17 protein-coding genes are annotated in these 15,921 nt (G+C 71.6%); 13 read left to right on the top strand and 4 right to left on the bottom strand.

Annotated features, from left to right (window positions below; all coding sequences use genetic code 11):
* The first annotated feature begins 82 nt into the window (after nucleotides 1-82).
* From pal to ACQ860_RS09295, 7 genes are all read left to right on the top strand, one after another.
* Nucleotides 83-559: a peptidoglycan-associated lipoprotein Pal gene (pal, locus tag ACQ860_RS09325; protein WP_431303102.1), complete on the top strand. Its 477-nt coding sequence runs from the start codon at nucleotides 83-85 to the stop codon at nucleotides 557-559.
* Nucleotides 560-573: 14 nt separating this feature from the next.
* Nucleotides 574-1,437: a tetratricopeptide repeat protein gene (locus ACQ860_RS09320; RefSeq protein WP_431303101.1), complete on the top strand. Its 864-nt coding sequence runs from the start codon at nucleotides 574-576 to the stop codon at nucleotides 1,435-1,437.
* A 107-nt stretch (nucleotides 1,438-1,544) separates the two neighbouring features.
* On the top strand, nucleotides 1,545-2,774 hold the full coding sequence (gene tilS / locus ACQ860_RS09315; protein ID WP_431303100.1) for a tRNA lysidine(34) synthetase TilS: 1,230 nt from the start codon (nucleotides 1,545-1,547) through the stop codon (nucleotides 2,772-2,774).
* Complete coding sequence (gene ftsH, locus ACQ860_RS09310) at nucleotides 2,771-4,693, top strand: ATP-dependent zinc metalloprotease FtsH (RefSeq protein ID WP_431303099.1); 1,923 nt, start codon at nucleotides 2,771-2,773, stop codon at nucleotides 4,691-4,693. The genes tilS and ftsH overlap by 4 nt, the downstream gene beginning before the upstream one ends.
* On the top strand, nucleotides 4,693-5,718 hold the full coding sequence (folP, locus tag ACQ860_RS09305; RefSeq protein WP_431303098.1) for a dihydropteroate synthase: 1,026 nt from the start codon (nucleotides 4,693-4,695) through the stop codon (nucleotides 5,716-5,718). The genes ftsH and folP overlap by 1 nt, the downstream gene beginning before the upstream one ends.
* A 2-nt stretch (nucleotides 5,719-5,720) precedes the next feature.
* Nucleotides 5,721-6,185 (top strand): TspO/MBR family protein, encoded by a 465-nt coding sequence (locus ACQ860_RS09300; protein WP_431303097.1) that lies wholly within the window; start codon nucleotides 5,721-5,723, stop codon nucleotides 6,183-6,185.
* A gap of 63 nt (nucleotides 6,186-6,248) precedes the next feature.
* Nucleotides 6,249-6,806, top strand: a complete 558-nt coding sequence (locus ACQ860_RS09295) for a peptidoglycan-binding domain-containing protein (protein WP_431303096.1) — start codon at nucleotides 6,249-6,251, stop codon at nucleotides 6,804-6,806.
* Here ACQ860_RS09295 and ACQ860_RS09290 read toward each other — a convergent pair.
* Nucleotides 6,803-8,020 carry an RsmB/NOP family class I SAM-dependent RNA methyltransferase gene (locus tag ACQ860_RS09290; protein WP_431303095.1) on the bottom strand — a complete coding sequence of 406 codons (1,218 nt, stop codon included), beginning with the start codon at nucleotides 8,018-8,020 and terminating at the stop codon, nucleotides 6,803-6,805. The two genes, ACQ860_RS09295 and ACQ860_RS09290, sit on opposite strands and share 4 nt — an antisense overlap.
* Nucleotides 8,021-8,069: 49 nt before the next feature.
* Between ACQ860_RS09290 and ACQ860_RS09285 the strand changes: the two genes are divergently transcribed.
* From ACQ860_RS09285 to ACQ860_RS09275, 3 genes are all read left to right on the top strand, one after another.
* The gene (locus tag ACQ860_RS09285; protein WP_431303094.1) at nucleotides 8,070-9,758 is read left to right on the top strand and encodes an ArnT family glycosyltransferase; all 1,689 of its coding nucleotides are present in this window, start codon (nucleotides 8,070-8,072) and stop codon (nucleotides 9,756-9,758) included.
* On the top strand, nucleotides 9,755-10,366 hold the full coding sequence (locus tag ACQ860_RS09280; protein ID WP_431303093.1) for a DedA family protein: 612 nt from the start codon (nucleotides 9,755-9,757) through the stop codon (nucleotides 10,364-10,366). Before ACQ860_RS09285 ends, ACQ860_RS09280 begins: the two co-directional genes overlap by 4 nt.
* 80 nt (nucleotides 10,367-10,446) lie before the next feature.
* Nucleotides 10,447-11,055: a hypothetical protein gene (locus ACQ860_RS09275; protein ID WP_431303092.1), complete on the top strand. Its 609-nt coding sequence runs from the start codon at nucleotides 10,447-10,449 to the stop codon at nucleotides 11,053-11,055.
* Nucleotides 11,056-11,062: 7 nt separating this feature from the next.
* Here ACQ860_RS09275 and ACQ860_RS09270 read toward each other — a convergent pair whose 3' ends face one another.
* Nucleotides 11,063-11,521 carry an L-2-amino-thiazoline-4-carboxylic acid hydrolase gene (locus tag ACQ860_RS09270; RefSeq protein ID WP_431303091.1) on the bottom strand — a complete coding sequence of 153 codons (459 nt, stop codon included), beginning with the start codon at nucleotides 11,519-11,521 and terminating at the stop codon, nucleotides 11,063-11,065.
* A gap of 119 nt (nucleotides 11,522-11,640) precedes the next feature.
* Between ACQ860_RS09270 and cnbZ the strand changes: the two genes are divergently transcribed.
* The 3 genes from cnbZ to ACQ860_RS09255 all read left to right on the top strand — a co-directional run bounded on the left by cnbZ (nucleotide 11,641) and on the right by ACQ860_RS09255 (nucleotide 13,860).
* Nucleotides 11,641-12,399: a 2-amino-5-chloromuconate deaminase CnbZ gene (cnbZ, locus tag ACQ860_RS09265; RefSeq protein ID WP_431303090.1), complete on the top strand. Its 759-nt coding sequence runs from the start codon at nucleotides 11,641-11,643 to the stop codon at nucleotides 12,397-12,399.
* A gap of 102 nt (nucleotides 12,400-12,501) precedes the next feature.
* Complete coding sequence (locus ACQ860_RS09260) at nucleotides 12,502-13,461, top strand: Bug family tripartite tricarboxylate transporter substrate binding protein (protein ID WP_431303089.1); 960 nt, start codon at nucleotides 12,502-12,504, stop codon at nucleotides 13,459-13,461.
* 6 nt (nucleotides 13,462-13,467) lie between these two features.
* Nucleotides 13,468-13,860, top strand: a complete 393-nt coding sequence (locus ACQ860_RS09255) for a RidA family protein (protein ID WP_431303088.1) — start codon at nucleotides 13,468-13,470, stop codon at nucleotides 13,858-13,860.
* Here the strand turns inward: ACQ860_RS09255 and ACQ860_RS09250 are convergent.
* Together ACQ860_RS09250 and ACQ860_RS09245 are read right to left on the bottom strand one after the other, a co-directional pair.
* On the bottom strand, nucleotides 13,857-15,050 hold the full coding sequence (locus tag ACQ860_RS09250; RefSeq protein WP_431303087.1) for an MFS transporter: 1,194 nt from the start codon (nucleotides 15,048-15,050) through the stop codon (nucleotides 13,857-13,859). The genes ACQ860_RS09255 and ACQ860_RS09250 overlap by 4 nt on opposite strands.
* Nucleotides 15,051-15,129: 79 nt before the next feature.
* Entirely contained in the window at nucleotides 15,130-15,816 is a 687-nt protein-coding gene (locus ACQ860_RS09245) for an ArsR/SmtB family transcription factor (RefSeq protein WP_431303086.1), read from the bottom strand.
* Nucleotides 15,817-15,921: the final 105 nt, after the last annotated feature.

Raw genomic sequence — 15,921 nt, 5'->3', positions numbered from 1 at the left:
GCCTCATCATTTTGCGATTGGCGCGTCCCGCCGCGGGCGAATCCTGGACGCCAGCCTTTCGGAGCCATCGAAGGAGATGACCATGGCCGCCACAAAATCCCTCCTCGCCGCCATCGCGGCCGCGGGCCTGCTCGTCGCCTGCTCGTCCGACAACGACACCGCGAACACCGGCGGCGCGGGCGCCGGCGCCGGGCAGATCCGCCCGGGCAGCCAGGAGGACCTGGTCGCCAATGTGGGCGACCGCGTCCTCTTCGACACCGACCGCAGCAACATCCGCGCCGACCAGCGCCCCGTGCTGGAGCGCCAGGCGCGCTGGATGGGGCAGTACCCCTCCGTGCAGGTGATGGTCGAAGGCCACACGGATGAGCGCGGCACGCGCGAATACAACCTCGCCCTCGGCCAGCGCCGTGCCAATGCGGCGCGCGACGTGCTGGTGGCGGGCGGCGTGGCCGGCACGCGCATCACCACCATCAGCTACGGCAAGGACCGCCCCGAGGCGCTCGGCTCCAACGAGCAGGCCTGGGCGCAGAACCGCCGCGCCGTCACCGTCGTCCGCTGAGCGGGTGAGGGGGCGTGTCGGCGTTTCCGGCTGAGCGCGGCCCGCGGCTGCGCGTCCTGGCGGCGGGCCTGGCGGCTGGGCTGATGGCCCTCTCCGGCCCGGCGTTCGCGCAGATGGACAGCCGCGAGGGCATCGCGCTGCAGAACCAGATCCTGCAGCTGCGGCAGGAGCTGGAGCAGCTGCGCAGCCGTGGCGGCTCTGCACCGGCCCCGGTGGCCCGCGGCGGTTCCGGCGGGGGCGAGCTGGTCGGCCAGCTGCTCGACCGCGTGAACACGCTGGAGGAGGAAGTCCGCCGCCAGCGTGGCCGCCTGGATGTGCTGGAGAACCAGAACCGCCGCCTCGGCGAGGACATCGAAAAGCTGCGCGGCGACATGGATTTCCGCCTGAGCCAAGGTGGCGGTGGCGGTGGCGGTGGCGGTGGTGGCGGTGGCGCGCCCGCCGCGCCCGCCCGCCCTGCGACCCCGCCCACCACCAGCACCGCCGCCGCCGCGCCACGTACGCCCGAGCGTGCGCTGGCCGAGGGGCAGGCCGCGCTTGGCCGCCGCGACTTTGGCGCCGCCGAGGCCGCGGCGCGCGAGGCGCTGGCCGGCCGCTCCGGCGCGGCGACGGTCGCGGGCCAGATGCTCCTGGGCGAGGCGCTGATGGGCAAACGCGACTTCGGCAACGCGGCCATCGCCTTCAACGAGGCCTATACCCGCGCCCGCACCGGGCCCCGTGCGCCCGAGGCGCTGATCGGCCTGGCCGGCGCCTTCCAGGGCCTCGGCAACCGGCGCGAGGCCTGCGACACGCTGAACGACCTCCGCAGCCAGTTCCCGAACCTCTCGGGGGCGATGGCCGAGCGCGCGAATGCGGCGCGGCAGCGGGGGCAGTGCCGGTAAGCGAAGACGAGGGGCGCTGCCCCTCGACCCCGGCGAGAACCTCAGGTTCTTGCATCTCCGACCTTGAATTCGCGGCCCTCATGGCCCCGTTGGGGCCATTTGCCGACTTGATCGCCGTCGGCTGCTCCGGTGGGCCGGACAGCCTGGCCCTCACGCGGCTCGCCGATCGCTGGGCGCGTGCACGGGGCGCCTCCATTCTCGCGCTGATCGTCGAGCACGGGCTGCGGCCGGAATCCGCCGCCGAAGCTGACGCGACCGCCGCCGCCCTTGCCGCGCGCGGCATCGCCACCCGCGTCCTCCCCCTGGTGCTTCCCCCGGGCCCCCGGCTGCAGGAACGCGCCCGCATGGCCCGCCGCGCCGCCCTGCTCGCCGCCTGCCGTGCGGCCGGGGCGCCGCACCTTCTCCTCGCCCACCATGCCGAGGACCAGGTGGAAACCATCCTGTTCCGGGCTCTGCGCGGCAGTGGCCCGCGCGGCCTGGCCGGCATGGCCGCGGTGACGGCAGCGCCCGAGGCCTTGATCCTCCGTCCGCTGCTTGGCCAGCCCAAGGCCCGCCTCGCGGCAAGCCTCAAGGGCTGGGGCATGGACCCGGTGGATGATCCTTCCAACCGCAACCCGCGCTTTGCCCGCGCCCGCCTGCGCGATGCCGGGCCGGGCCTGCTCGATGCAATCCCCTTTGCCCGCCGCCGGGCCCGCCATGCGCGGGAGGAGGCGGCGCGGATGGCGGCCGCCGTGCGCCTCCTGCCCGAAGGCTGCGCGGCGCTGGACGTGGCGGCGCTGGGCCAGGACCGCGTCGCCTGCCGCGTCATGGCGGCGCTGATCCGCGCCATCGGCGGCCGTGCCCATGCGCCAGCCGAGGCCGCGGTCGCCGCCCTGCTCGCGCGCGGCACGGGGACGCTGGGCGGCGCCCGCTGGCTCCCCGGCGGCCGCTGGCTGGTGCGCGAGGCCGCGGCGGGCGGCTGGGACGCGGCGACGGGCCTCTGGGACGGCCGCTTTCGCCTCCCGGCCCCGCCCGCGGGCCATCATTGGGGGCCGCTCGGCGCCGGTGCCGCCGGCTTCCGCGCCCGCTTCCGCCACCTGCCGGCCGCCGCCCTGGCCGCGCTTCCGGCGCTGCGACGCGAGGCCGATGGAATGCTGGCCCTGGTGCCGCATCTGGCCTACGATGCGCTTGGATCTGCACTTCTTGACCCACTCTACTTCGCGCCGCTCGCCGGGCCCGTCACCGAATGTCACCCTTCAGGTGATTTTCATGGCCCCCGGGCATTCTCTCGGGGGGCGCCGACACCATGTTCACCATATGCCGGATCTGAGCCCGGCGAAGGGGAATGCGACACGTGAGCAATTTCGGCCGCAACCTGGCCTTGTGGGTGATCGTCGCGCTGCTGCTGGTGGCGCTGTTCAACCTGTTCCAGCCCTCGGGCACGAGCAGCCGCGCCCAGATGCAGGTGGCCTACAGCGACTTCCTCAACGAGGTGAACGCGGGCCATGTGCGGGATGTGGTGATCCAGGGCCGCACCGTCTCCGGTCAGCTGACCGATGGGCGCAGCTTCACCACCTTCACGCCGGAGGATCCGGCGATGATCTCCAAGCTGACGGAGAAGGGCGTGCGCGTGGTCGCGCGGCCCGAGGAGAGCGAGGTGAACCCGCTCTTCCAGATCCTCATCAGCTGGTTCCCGATGCTGCTGCTGATCGGCGTCTGGATCTTCTTCATGCGCCAGATGCAGGGCGGTGGCGGCCGCGCCATGGGCTTCGGCAAGTCCAAGGCCAAGCTGCTGACCGAAAAGCATGGCCGCGTCACCTTCGAGGATGTGGCCGGCATCGACGAGGCCAAGGCCGAGCTGGAGGAGATCGTGGACTTCCTGCGCGACCCGGCGAAGTTCCAGAAGCTCGGCGGCAAGATTCCCAAGGGCGTGCTGCTGGTCGGCCCGCCCGGTACCGGCAAGACGCTGCTCGCCCGCTCCATCGCGGGCGAGGCCAATGTGCCCTTCTTCACCATCTCGGGCTCCGACTTCGTCGAGATGTTCGTGGGCGTGGGTGCGTCCCGCGTGCGCGACATGTTCGAACAGGGCAAGAAGAACGCGCCCTGCCTGATCTTCATCGACGAGATCGACGCGGTGGGCCGCCATCGCGGCGCCGGCCTCGGCGGCGGCAATGACGAGCGCGAGCAGACGCTGAACCAGATGCTCGTCGAGATGGACGGCTTCGAAAGCAACGAAGGCGTGATCATCATCGCGGCGACCAACCGGCCGGACGTGCTGGATCCCGCGCTGCTGCGCCCCGGCCGCTTCGACCGGCAGGTGGTGGTGCCCAACCCGGACGTGAACGGTCGCGAGAAGATCCTGCGCGTGCATATGCGCAAGGTGCCGCTGGCGTCCGACGTGGACCCCAAGACCATCGCCCGCGGCACGCCCGGCTTCTCCGGCGCCGACCTCGCCAACCTCGTGAACGAGGCGGCTTTGCTGGCCGCGCGCACCAGCCGCCGCACCGTCGGCATGGCCGAGTTCGAGGCGGCGAAGGACAAGGTGATGATGGGGGCCGAGCGCCGCAGCCTCGTCATGAGCGAGGATGAGAAGCGGATGACCGCCTATCACGAGGCGGGCCACGCGCTGGTGGCGATGCACGAGCCCGAATGCGACCCTGTCCACAAGGCCACGATCATCCCGCGCGGCCGCGCGCTGGGCCTGGTGATGAGCCTGCCCGCCGGGGATCGCTACTCCAAGCACAAGTCCAAGATGACGGCCGAGCTCGCCATGGCGATGGGCGGCCGCGTCGCGGAGGAGATCGTCTTCGGCGCGGACAAGGTGAGCAACGGCGCCTCGGGCGACATCAAGATGGCCACCAACATGGCCCGCATGATGGTCACCGAATGGGGCATGTCGGACAAGCTCGGCATGGTCGCCTATGGCGAGAACAGCCAGGAGGTCTTCCTCGGCCATTCCGTCACGCAGTCGAAGAACCTCTCCGAGGAGACGGCGCGGATCATCGACAGCGAAATCCGTGGCATCATCGACCGCGCCTATGCCCGCGCCACCCAGATCCTGACCGACAACCGGGACGAGCTGGAGCGGCTGGCCAAGGGCCTTCTGGAATACGAGACGCTCTCGGGCGACGAGATCCGCACGGTCCTGCGCGGCGAGCCGGTGGTGCGCAACCGCCCGGATGAGCCGACCTCGGCCGGGCGTGGCAGCGTGCCGAGCGCGGGCCGCAACCCGCGCCCCGACACCGGCGGCGGGCTGAACCCGCAGCCGGTGGGGTGATGTCCACCGAATGGCTGGAGCCGCTGGGCCTGTTGCAGGGTCCGGCGGCCTTTGCAGCGCTACGCGATGGGCTCGCCCTGCCACTGCAGGGCGGGCCCTTTGCCTTCACGCTTGTGCGTGAACCGGCCGGCGCGGTCCTCGTGCCGCCCGACGACCACCCGGCGCTGGAGCGGCTGACGCGTCCCCTGCAACCCTTCGCCGGCATCGAGCGCCATCGCGCGCGCCCGCTCGTCATGGGCATCGTGAACTGCACGCCGGACAGCTTCTCGGGCGACGGGCTGGGGGCCGCGCATGACGCCGCCATCGCGCAGGGCCATGCCATGCTGGAGGCGGGCGCCGACATGCTCGACATCGGCGGCGAGAGCACGCGCCCCGATGCCGCGCCCGTGACGCCGGAGGAGGAGCAGGCGCGCATCCTCCCCGTCATTCGCGCGCTGGCCAAGGCCGCGCCGGTCAGCGTGGACACGCGCCACGCCCGCACCATGGCCGCGGCCCTCGAAGCCGGTGGCGAGATCGTGAACGATGTGAGCGCGCTGCGGCATGACCCGGAGGCGGTGCGCGTCATCGCCCAGGCGCGCTGCCCCGTGATCCTCATGCATATGCGCACGCTCGATCCGCGCACCATGCAGAAGGAGGTGCGCTACGAGGATGCGGCGCTGGAAGTGGCGCGCTTCCTGGAAGGGCGCGTCGCGACGCTGGAGGCGCTGGGCATCCCGCGCGGGCGCATCTGCGTGGACCCCGGCCTCGGCTTCGGCAAGCGGGTGGAGGACAACCTCGCGCTCGTCGCGCGGCTGCCGCTGTTGGCCAATCTCGGCTGCACCATCCTGGTCGGCGCCTCGCGCAAATCCTTCATCGGCCGGATCACCGGCGTGGCCGAGGCCGGGCAGCGCATGCCTGGCAGTCTCGGCATCGCCCTGGCGGCGGCGGCCCAGGGGGCCCATCTCCTGCGCGTGCATGACGTGGCGGAGACGGTGCAGGCGCTGAAATGCGCCGAGGCGGTGGCCGTCGGTTTCGAAGAGGGCTGAAAATGTCTGAATGGCTGCCCCTCGGGGTTTTTTTCCTGGCCTGCTTCGCCACCGCGGCCTCCGGCGCCATCTTCGCGCCGGGCGAATGGTATGAGCGGCTGAAGAAGCCCTGGTGGAACCCGCCCAACTGGCTCTTCGGCCCGGCCTGGGGCGTGCTGTTCATCATGATCGCGGTGGCGGGCTGGCTGGTCTGGCGGCAGGTGGGCTTCGGCCTCGCCATGTGGCTCTACGGGCTGCAGTTGGTGCTGAACTTCGCCTGGTCCGCCCTCTTCTTCGGCATGAAGCGGCCTGACCTCGCGCTCTATGAGCTGATCGCGCTGTGGTTCGCCATCCTCGCCTGCATCTTCGTCTTTGCGCCCATCAGCCCCTGGGGCATGGCGCTGATGATCCCCTATATCGCCTGGGTGAGCTTCGCGGGCTGGCTGAACTACACGATGCTCCGGCTGAACGGTCCCCGCCCGGCCTGAGCGCAACGTCAGCCCGGGGGCGGCGTTCGCCTTCTTGTGAAACGCGTCACAAGGAGGCCTCGGATGCCCATTCGCCATGCCCTCGCGGGCCTGCTTTTCCTCGCCACCCCGGCAGTCGTTCTGGCGCAGGCGCCGGCCGGCCTCATCTACAGCCAGGCGCTCTCCAGCGGGGTGACTGCCATGGTGCAGGAGAAGCTGCAGCAGGCGGGCGTCTATTCCGGCCGCGCCGATGGCGTCTGGGGCCCGGAAAGCCAGACGGCGCTGGAGCGCTTCCAGCAGACGCGCAATCTCCAGGTGACGGGCCAGCTCAACCAGGCGACGGCGGCCACGCTCGGCATCCCGCCGGGCGAACTGCTCTCCAGTCGGAATGCGCCCGCCGCTGCTGCCGCACCGCCGGCGCAGGAGACGGTGAGCCCCGCCGTGATCCGCAACGTGCAGCAGCGGCTGCGCGCGCTGGGTTTCTATCGGGGCGGCGTGGATGGCGTCTGGGGCGCGGGCACCCAGGCCTCGCTGGAGCGCTTCCAGCAGGGCCGAGGGCTGCAGGCGACGGGGCAGGTGAACCCGCTCACTCTGCAGGCGCTGGGGCTTGATCCGAATGCGCCCGCGGCGCGTCCGCGTTAGGCGCGAACCAGCCGCATCGCGAAGAACCCATCCATCCCCATGTCGGGCCGCGTGCGCATCGTCCCCGCGGCGGTGGCGCCGATGCCGGGCAGTTCCTCGTCGCGGATGGGATCGAGCCGCATGCCCTCGGGGAGATGCGCCAGATGCGCCTCGCCCTCCTCGGCCTGGAGCGAGCAGGTGGCAAAGACGATGCGCCCGCCGGGCTTCAGCAGCTTGCAGGCCGCCACCAGCAGGTTGCGCTGCTGCGCCGCCAGCACCGCCACATCCTTGCTGCGCTTGAGATAGGGCACGTCCGGATGGCGGCGGATGGTGCCGGTCGCCGTGCAGGGCGCATCCAGCAGGATGGCGTCGAACAGCGCCACGGGCTTCCAGCCGATCACATCCGCGTTCACCAGATCCGGCATGAGCTTCAGCCGCGCCATATTCTCCCGCAGGCGCGGCATGCGCGACGCCTCGCGCTCCACCGCCACCACGCGGGCACCGGCGGCGGCGAGCTGCGCCGTCTTGCCCCCGGGGGCGGCGCAGAGATCGGCCACCAGCTCGCCCGGCTTCACTGCCAACAAGCGCGCGGGCAGGGCGGCGGCGGCGTCCTGCGCCCATAGCTCGCCCGCCGCGAAGCCGGGTAGCTCGGTGATGCGCGTCCCGGCCGGCATGCGCGCGGTGCCGGTCGGCAGCAGCGTGGCGCCCTCGGGTGGCGTGGCGCCGGGCTTGAGCGAGAGGTCGAGCGGCGCCTCGTTCCGGTGCGCGGCGGCGATGGCGCGCACCGCCGATCCATGCGCCGCATGCCAGGAGGCCCAGAGCCAATTGGGCGTGTCCAGCCGCTCGGCGTCCAGCTCCTCCAGCGCAGCCGCGCCATGCTCGGCCACGCGGCGCAGCACGGCGTTGACCAGCCCCGCCAGCGGCCGCGGCACGATCGAGACGGCGGCGGAGACGGCCGCATGTGGCGGCGTGCCCAGCAGCAGCAATTCCGCCGCGCCGATGCGCAGCGCACGCAGGGCGGGGGCAGGGGGCTGACGGCGCAGGAAGGGTTCCATCACCGCATCCAGGCTCCCCAGGCGGCGCAGCACCGTGGCGGCGATGCGGTGCCCGGCCGCCTTGTCGCGCGGCTCGATGCTGGCCGGGATTCCATCCAGCGCCTCCTCCAGCGCACGGTGCTGCTCCAGCACGGAATCCAGCAGGCTGTCGGCGACGCGCCGGGCGGGTGAGATGCTCATCCCCCGCTTTATGGCCGTGCCCGGCCCCCCGTGCTAGACGCGCGGCGACATGACGACCCTCGCTCCCCGGATGGACCGCTGGATCAGCGGCATCGGCGCCCGCGCCCAGGCCTGGCCGCGCCTCGCGCTGGTGCTGCTCTGCCTGGCACTCTTCCTGCCCGGCTTCTTCGTGACCCCGGCGACGGACCGCGACGAGAGCCGCTTCTCCCAGGCCACGCGCCAGATGGTGGAGACGGGCGACTACATCCACATCCGCGTCGGCGAGGAGGAGCGCAACAAGAAGCCCGTCGGCATCCATTGGGCGCAGGCGGCGAGCGTGCATCTGCTCGAAGCCACGGGGTTGGGCACACGGCGGGACATCTGGGCCTATCGCGTGCCCTCGCTGCTCGGTGCCATTCTCGCCGTGCTCGCGACCTTCCACTTTGGCCGCGTGCTGGTGGGCCGCCGCGCCGCGCTGCTGGCGGGTGCCATGCTGGCCGGCTGCATGGTGGTGATGGTCGAGGCGCATATCGCCAAGACCGACGCCGCGCTGCTCGCCACCATCACCGCCGCCATGGGCCTCTTCGGCGCGGCCTATCTGCGGCCCGAGCAGTTCACCCCGCGTCACGCCGCGGCCTTCTGGGTGATCCTCGGCCTTGGCGTGCTGCTGAAGGGGCCGATCGCGCCCATGGTGCCGCTGCTGGCCGGCATCACGCTCGCCATCAGCGACCGCAGCGCGCCCTGGTTCCGCGCGCTGCGGCTGCTCTGGGGCCTGCCCCTGATGCTGCTGATGGTGCTGCCCTGGATGGTGGCCATCGGCATCGCGACCGAGGGCCGCTTCTTCGCCCAGGCCATCGGCGACGACATGCTGGGCAAGGTGGGCTCGGGCGATGAGAAGCATTGGGGCCCGCCCGGCTTCTACCTGCTGAGCTTCCTGATCGCCGCCTTCCCCGCCGGTTTCCTCGTCGTCCTCGCCGCCGCCGGCGCCTGGGGCCAGCGCCGCCAGCCCGTCACGCGCTTCCTGCTGGCCTGGATCGTGCCCACCTGGCTGGTCTTCGAGGCGGTGGCCACCAAGCTGCCGCACTACACCATGCCGACCTACCCGGCGCTGATGCTGCTGGGTGCCATGTGGGCGATGGACCCGCTGCGGCGCGAGCCGCCGCGCTGGCTGGTGCGTGCCATGAAGGGCGCGATCGCCGGTGTCGCCTTCGGCATCGGCGTGGTGGCCCTCGCCGTGCCCTGGTTCGTCACGCGGCATGAGCCGTTGGGCGCGCTGCTGGCGCTGCCCTTCGCGCTCCTACTCACCTGGCTTGTCTGGCGCGAGATGAGCCGCGCGGCCTGGGCGCGGGCCGCGGTGCTCGGCGTGGTGGCCGCCATCCCGCTCTATGCCAGCATCATGCAGTTCACCTTTCCGCGCATCGAGGCGCTGTGGATCGCCCCCCGTCTGGAAGCCGTGCTGGCGCGCGAGGCGCCGGGGCTCGACCCCGCGCAATTCGGTATCACCAGCCATGCCGAGCCCTCCACCCTCTTCCACATCGGCGGCGCGCTGCGCCTGCTGCGCCGGGGCGAGGATGCCGCCCGCTTCCTGGCCGAGCGCCCGGGCCGCGTGGTCGCCGTCGGCAATCGCGCGCTGGATGACTTCAACCGCGAGGCCGCGACGCTCGGCATCACGCCGCGCCAGATCGGCGAGGTCGCGGGCTTCAACTATACGCGCGGGCGGCCCATCACGCTCAGCCTCTTCAAGGTCACGACCCCATGATTGATCTCGTCACCTCCTGGGTGGCCGCCGCCGGCTATCTCGGCGTCTTCGCGCTGATGTTCCTGGAGAACCTGTTTCCGCCCATCCCGTCGGAGCTCATCATGCCCTTCGCCGGCTTCGCCGCCGCGCGGGGCGAACTCTCACTGCTGCTGGTGATCGTGGCGGGCGTGGTGGGCACGCTGGTCGGCAATGTCGTGTGGTTCGAGCTGGCGCGCGCCTTCGGCGCCGACCGCACGCGCCGCCTCTGCGAGAAATACGGCCGTTGGATCGGCGTGCTGCGCGAGGACCTGGACAAGGCGGAGGCGACCTTGCGCCGCTGGGGGCCGCTCGCGGTCTTCCTCGGCCGCATGATGCCGGGCATCCGCACCGTCATCTCCATCCCCGCCGGCCTGATCGAGATGCCGCGCCTCGTGTTCTATTCCTGGACGGCGCTGGGCAGCACCATCTGGGTCGGCGCGCTGGCCCTGCTCGGCTACATCCTGGAGGAGGGCTACCAGCACATCGAGGGCTATGTGGACCCGATCGGCAAGGTCCTGGTGCTTCTGGTGGCGGGCCTGTTCTTCTGGCAGATCATCCGCATCTGGACGCGCAAGCCGCCCGCGGCCTGACGGTTACATTCGAACGACTTTGTTTCTTGCATCAGCGGGGGCGGCGCGGGCCTATGGGCCATTCTTGAAGGAGTGGACCCGTGACGCTGACCCTGCCCCGCCGCCTCCTCCTCGCCGCGCCCGCCGTGATCACGCTGCCCGCCGCGGCGCAGGTCGTGCGCACGCCAGCGCAGATGGAGGGGCCCTATTACCCGCGCGCCATCCCGGCCGATGCGGATGACGACCTGCTGCAGGTGGCGGGCCAGCCGCGGGCGGCCCGTGGGCAGAGGCTGCTGCTGGGCGGCGTGGTGCGTGGCCGGGATGGCGCGCCGATGGCCGGCGCCCGCGTCCAGATCTGGCAGGCCGATGTCGCGGGCATCTACCTTCATCCCGGCGATGCGCGCGTGGCCGAGCGCGATCCTGGCTTCCAGGGCTATGGCGCGACGCGCACCAGCGAGGCCGGGGCCTATGCCTTCCGCACCATCCGCCCGGGCCTCTATCCCGGCCGCACGCCGCATATCCATATGCGCATCACCTCGTCCGACGGGCGGCTGGAACTGACAACGCAGGCCTATTTCCCCGACTCTCCCGGCAATGACCGGGACTTCCTGCTGCGTTCGCTCTCGGCCGCCGATCGCGCGCTGCTGATGGTGGCGCTGACGCCCGTGGATGACGGCGCGCGCGGCCGCTTCGACATCGTTCTGGGCTGAGCGCCCGTCACGCCTCGCGCGTGTAGCGGAAGTTGCAGTGGGTGGCCCCGCCCATGATGGTCTGCGTGCGTTCCAGCTTCAGCTTGGGGTCGTAACCCTCGCAGAGCGCGCCATCCCGGTTGCAGGAGAGCACGGCGCCGAGCTTGCCGAGGCCCATCTCGCGATAGGTCTCGGCGTAGCGGCAGCGCGTGACGTTGAAGTCGTAGTGGTTCTCGTCCTGGCGCAGCACCTCGATGCGCAGCGCGTCATCCAGCTTCCAGCGCTCCATCGCATCGGCGAAGTGCTGGATGCTGGGCTGATCCGTCGTGGCCGCGATGGCGGCCCCCGCTTGGCGCGCCAGCTTCACGATGGCGCGCGAGAGGATCTCCGTCGCCTGCTCCTCGCCCAGCGTGGCGGCCATCTCCTCGAAGATGCCCTTGGCGAAGGCCGCTTCGATGCGGCGCTGCTCGAGAACGGAGAGGGTCATGCGGGGCTCCTGCCAAGGGTTGCCACCGCAGCTTGCCGCAGCTTCGCCACTCTGCCCATCCGCGGCTTGCGGGTGGGACCGGCGCGCGCCAGCATGCGGCCAGCATTGCAGGAGGGACCATGTCGGCCACGCAGATCGCCCGTTTGGGCGGGTTTCGCTTCATTCCGGGCGTCTACCAGTATTCCGCCGGCGTCGCCGCCGAGCCCGGTTTCCGGCTGGAGCGCGTGCGCTTCGCCGAGCCCGTGCCGATGGCCGAGGGCTTCGAGCGCATTGCCGCCGTGCTGGAGGCCGCGGGTCGGCCGAAGCAGGCCTTCGCGGCCTGCGAGCTACGCTCGCCCGAGCCCTTCACCGAGGCGGGGTTCGAGGCCTTCAATCGCGAATACGGCGCGGTGCTGACCGAATGGGGCATCTTCCAGGACGGGCTGAACCCCATCGCGCGCAGCAATGTCTGCCCCGAGTTGCACAAGCCGGCCTCGCCCAGCTTCCACGCCTTCACCTTCACCGTGCCGGATGCCGCCGCCGCCCCCTCCTTCGTCGTCGCCGGCAGCGGGGAATCGGCCGAGGGCAAGGGCACCTACCGAGACAACACCGTGGCGCTGGGCGACATCTCGCCCGCCGGCATGCGCAAGAAGGCGCAATGGGTGCTCTCCGAGATGGAGCGCCGGATGGCCGGGCTCGGCTTCACCTGGGCCGGGACCACCGGCGTGCAGGCCTATACCGTCCACGACGTGCACCCCTTCCTGGCGGAGGAGCTGGTCGCGCGCGGTGCCGCGCGGCACGGGCTGACCTGGCAGTTCTGCCGCCCGCCGGTCGTGGACCTGGAATACGAGATGGATTGCCGGGGCGTCTTCACCGAGCGTGTGCTGCCCCAGGGCTGACGCTCATTTTTGTCGCCATGGCGCAAAAACCCGCCCTGGCGTGCTTGACGCATGGCGGGGGCCGCGCCGCATGATTGGGTGCCGCCCCGAAAGGATCCCGCCATGCCGAAGCTTTCCCGCCGCGCCGCCGCCCTCACGCTGCTCGCCACCCCCGCGCTCGCGCAATCCTGGGCGCCCACACAGCCGATCCGGGTGATCATCCCCTTCACGCCGGGCGGCACGATGGACACGGTGGTGCGCCCCGTGCAGCAGATCCTGCAGCAGGAGCTCGGCCAGCCCATCATCATGGAACACCGCCCGGGGGCGGCGACCGTCATCGGCACGCAGGAGGTGATGCGCGCCCCGGCCGATGGCCACACCATGATCATGATCGCCAACAGCTTCGCGGCGAACATCACGCTGCGGCCCAGCATGCCCTACAACTCGCTGCGCGACTTCGCGCCGCTGGCCATGGCGACGGTGGTCCCGCATGTGCTGGTGGTGCACCCCTCCGTCGCGCGGGATTTCCCGGCCTTCATCGCCGCCGGCAAGCGGCCGGGCGCCAATCTCGCCTTCGGCTCCTACGGCATCGGCACATCGAACCATCTGGGTGGCGAGCAGTTCCGCGAACTCACCGGCATCGGCGCCACGCATGTGCCCTATAATGGCGCGCCCCAGGCCTATACGGACCTGATCGGCGGGCGGCTGCAATTCATGTTCGCCAACCTGCCCGACGTGATCCAGCCCGCGCAGGCCGGGCAGATGCGCCCCATCGCCATCTCCGCCGAACGCCGCGTGCGCGAATTGCCCGATGTGCCGACCATGGCGGAACTCGGCTTCCCGCTGGTGCTTTCCGACAGCTGGTTCGGCCTGATCAGCCGCGCTGACGTGCCGGCGCCGGCGCGCGCGCGGCTTGAAGCGGCCTGGCTCGCGGCACTCACACGGCCCGAGGTGAAGGGCCGCCTGGAAGAGCTCGGCTTCACCGTGCTCGCCAAGCCGGGCGCCGAATTCGGCACGGAGATCCGCCGCTACGCGGACACCTACGCGCAGGTGATCCGCGCCAACAACATCCGCGTGGAGTAACCCCCCATGAGCACGCCGCTGGAACACATCTTCGTCGAGGGGCAGTGGAAGGTCGCAGCCCCCCTCTCACCCGCCGTGAAGGTGGGCAACCTGATGTTCATCTCGGGCATCCCCGCCTATGACGAGAAGGGCGCCCTCGCGGTGGGGGACTTCCCCGCGCAGATGAAGCAGACCATGGCGACCATCACCGGCATCCTGAACAGTGTGGGTGCGGGCTGGGACCGTGTGGCGAAGGTGAACGTGCTGCTGACGCGGCGCGAGGATTTCGAGGAGATGAACCGCATCTACGCGGCGCACTTCCCGGATGGGAGATATCCGGCGCGCACCACCGCCATCGTCTATTCGCTGCCGCGCCCGAACTTCCTGCTGGAGATCGAGGCCGTCGCCGTCCTCGACTAACGCCGAGGCAGCCAGCGATAGCCGGCCATGCCGGCGAGCAGGCAGAGCGCCATCAGGGCGAAGCCGGCGCGATAGCCGGCCTCGCCATCGCCCACCGCGCCAACCGCCCAGCCCACCAGCACCGGCAGCAGGGCCGAGCCCAGCACCTGGGCCAGGTTCACGGTGGTGACGCCGCGCCCCACCAGCGCCTCGGGGAAGAGCGCGCGGCCCTGCGTCACCAGCAGGATGGAATAAGCCGAGAAAAAGCAGCAGAGCATCAGCAGCGTGACCGCTGCCGCCAGCGGCAATTCGGGCCAGAGGGCAAGGATCACCAGCGTCCCCACCACCGTCCCCGCTGAGGTCAGCACCGCCGCATCCCGCCCCAGCAGCCGCTCCAGTGGCGGCACGGCCAGTTGCCCGGCCGGCACGGCGAGCCCCATGGCGAGGATGACGCTGCCGCGCGCCGCCGCATCGAGCCCATGCACCGCAAACAGGTAGGGCCCGGCCCAGAGTGCCAGCAGTGTCGCCATCGTCGCATAGGCGAACGTGTGCAGCGCCAGGATGCGCGGCAGGCCCGGCGTGGCCCAGACGGTGAACTGCCCGGCCAGCACCTGGCCCAGTGTTTCCCGCGCCAGGACCCGTGGCGGCGCATCCGGCGGGTCATCGGCGGCGAAGCGCCACCAGATCAGCCCCACCAGAAGCATCAGCGCGGCCGAGAGCAGGAAGGCGCCGCGCCAGCCCATCACGCCCGCCATCACGGCCAGCGGGGCGCCGGCGGCGAGGATGCCCGCATTGCTCCAGGCGAAGATGGAGGAGAGAGCGCGGGTCAGGCCCGGCCCCTTGTGCCAGCGCCCGGTGAGGAAGACCGCCGCCATGAAGCTGGCCCCGCAGCCCAGGCCGAGCAGGAAGCGCGCGGCGAGGAACTGGGGCCCGTCCTGCGCCAGCCCCTGCGCCGCCGCCCCCAGCACGGCGAGGCCGGTGAGCCAGAGCACCAGCCGCCGCGGCCCGATGCGGTCCAGCATCACGCCGACCGGGATCTGCGCCACCATCAGCGCACCGAAGAAGGCGGTGTTCGCTGCCCCCAGGGCCGCCGGGCCCATCCCGAGATCCACGGCCAGTTCGGGGGCGATGACGCCCACCGCCGCGCGATGGAATTGCGAGGCGCCGGTCATGGCCGCCAGCGCCACGGCGACGCGCGCGGCCGGGGTCATGCCCTGCGCTCCCCAGGCGCCGGGCGGGCCGCGGCGCCTGGCCCCGAGAGCCGCCCAGACCAGCCTCTTGCCGCAGGCCTCACAACGCCATCCCGAATTCCGCCGCGAGCGCCCGCGCCCCTTCCGGCGTGCAGGCGAGGCGCCGGCGCTGCAGCGTGTCCGTCGCGCCCGGCTCGATGCGGGTCAGCCAGTGGCGGCGCAGCATCATCGCCGTCACTTCGCGCCCCAGGCCGCCGGCCAGATGCGGCCGCCGTTCGGACCAGTCCATGCAGTCACAGGCGAAGCGGGGCGCGCAGCGCGCGGCAGGCAGGTCCACGCCGAGAGCCGCCAACCGCGTCTCGCCACGCGCGGTCAGGTCCCAGCCGCCGGGGGCCGCCTGCATCCAGCGATCCCCGGCAAGGCGCTCATGCAAGGCGACGCCAAGGCGGCCGGCGAGGTGGTGCCAGCACAGCCGGCCCTGCCGGAAGGCCTCGCCATGCGGCCAGGATCTGCGCGGGCTGGCCTGCGGGAGGGCGATCAGCGTCTCCAGCGCGGCCGCCACTTCCTCACCGGCCAGGCGGTGGTAGCGGTGGCGGCCCTGGGCATGGACGGCAATGAGCCCAGCCTCGGCCAGCGCCTTGAGCTGCCCGCTTGCCGCCGCCGCCCCGATATTCGCGACGCGCGCCAGTTCGCCCGCCGTCAGCGCCTCGCCCGGCAGCAGGGCCTGGAGCATGGCGGCGCGGGAGGGATCCCCGATCAGGGCGGCGATGCTGGCGAGGTTGGGCATGCGGAGTTCCGGGTGACTGACGGCTTGCAGCCTAGCCGACCACAGGCGGGCATGTTTCGGAACCCGCCGAACCCTCGCACCCGATCGGGTTTCCCGGCAGGATGC

The sequence above is a fragment of the Sediminicoccus sp. BL-A-41-H5 genome, assembly GCF_050632405.1.
GTDB lineage: Bacteria > Pseudomonadota > Alphaproteobacteria > Acetobacterales > Acetobacteraceae > Roseococcus.
Note: the sequence above shows the minus strand (reverse complement) of the source record. Positions and strands in the feature narration are given on the sequence as shown.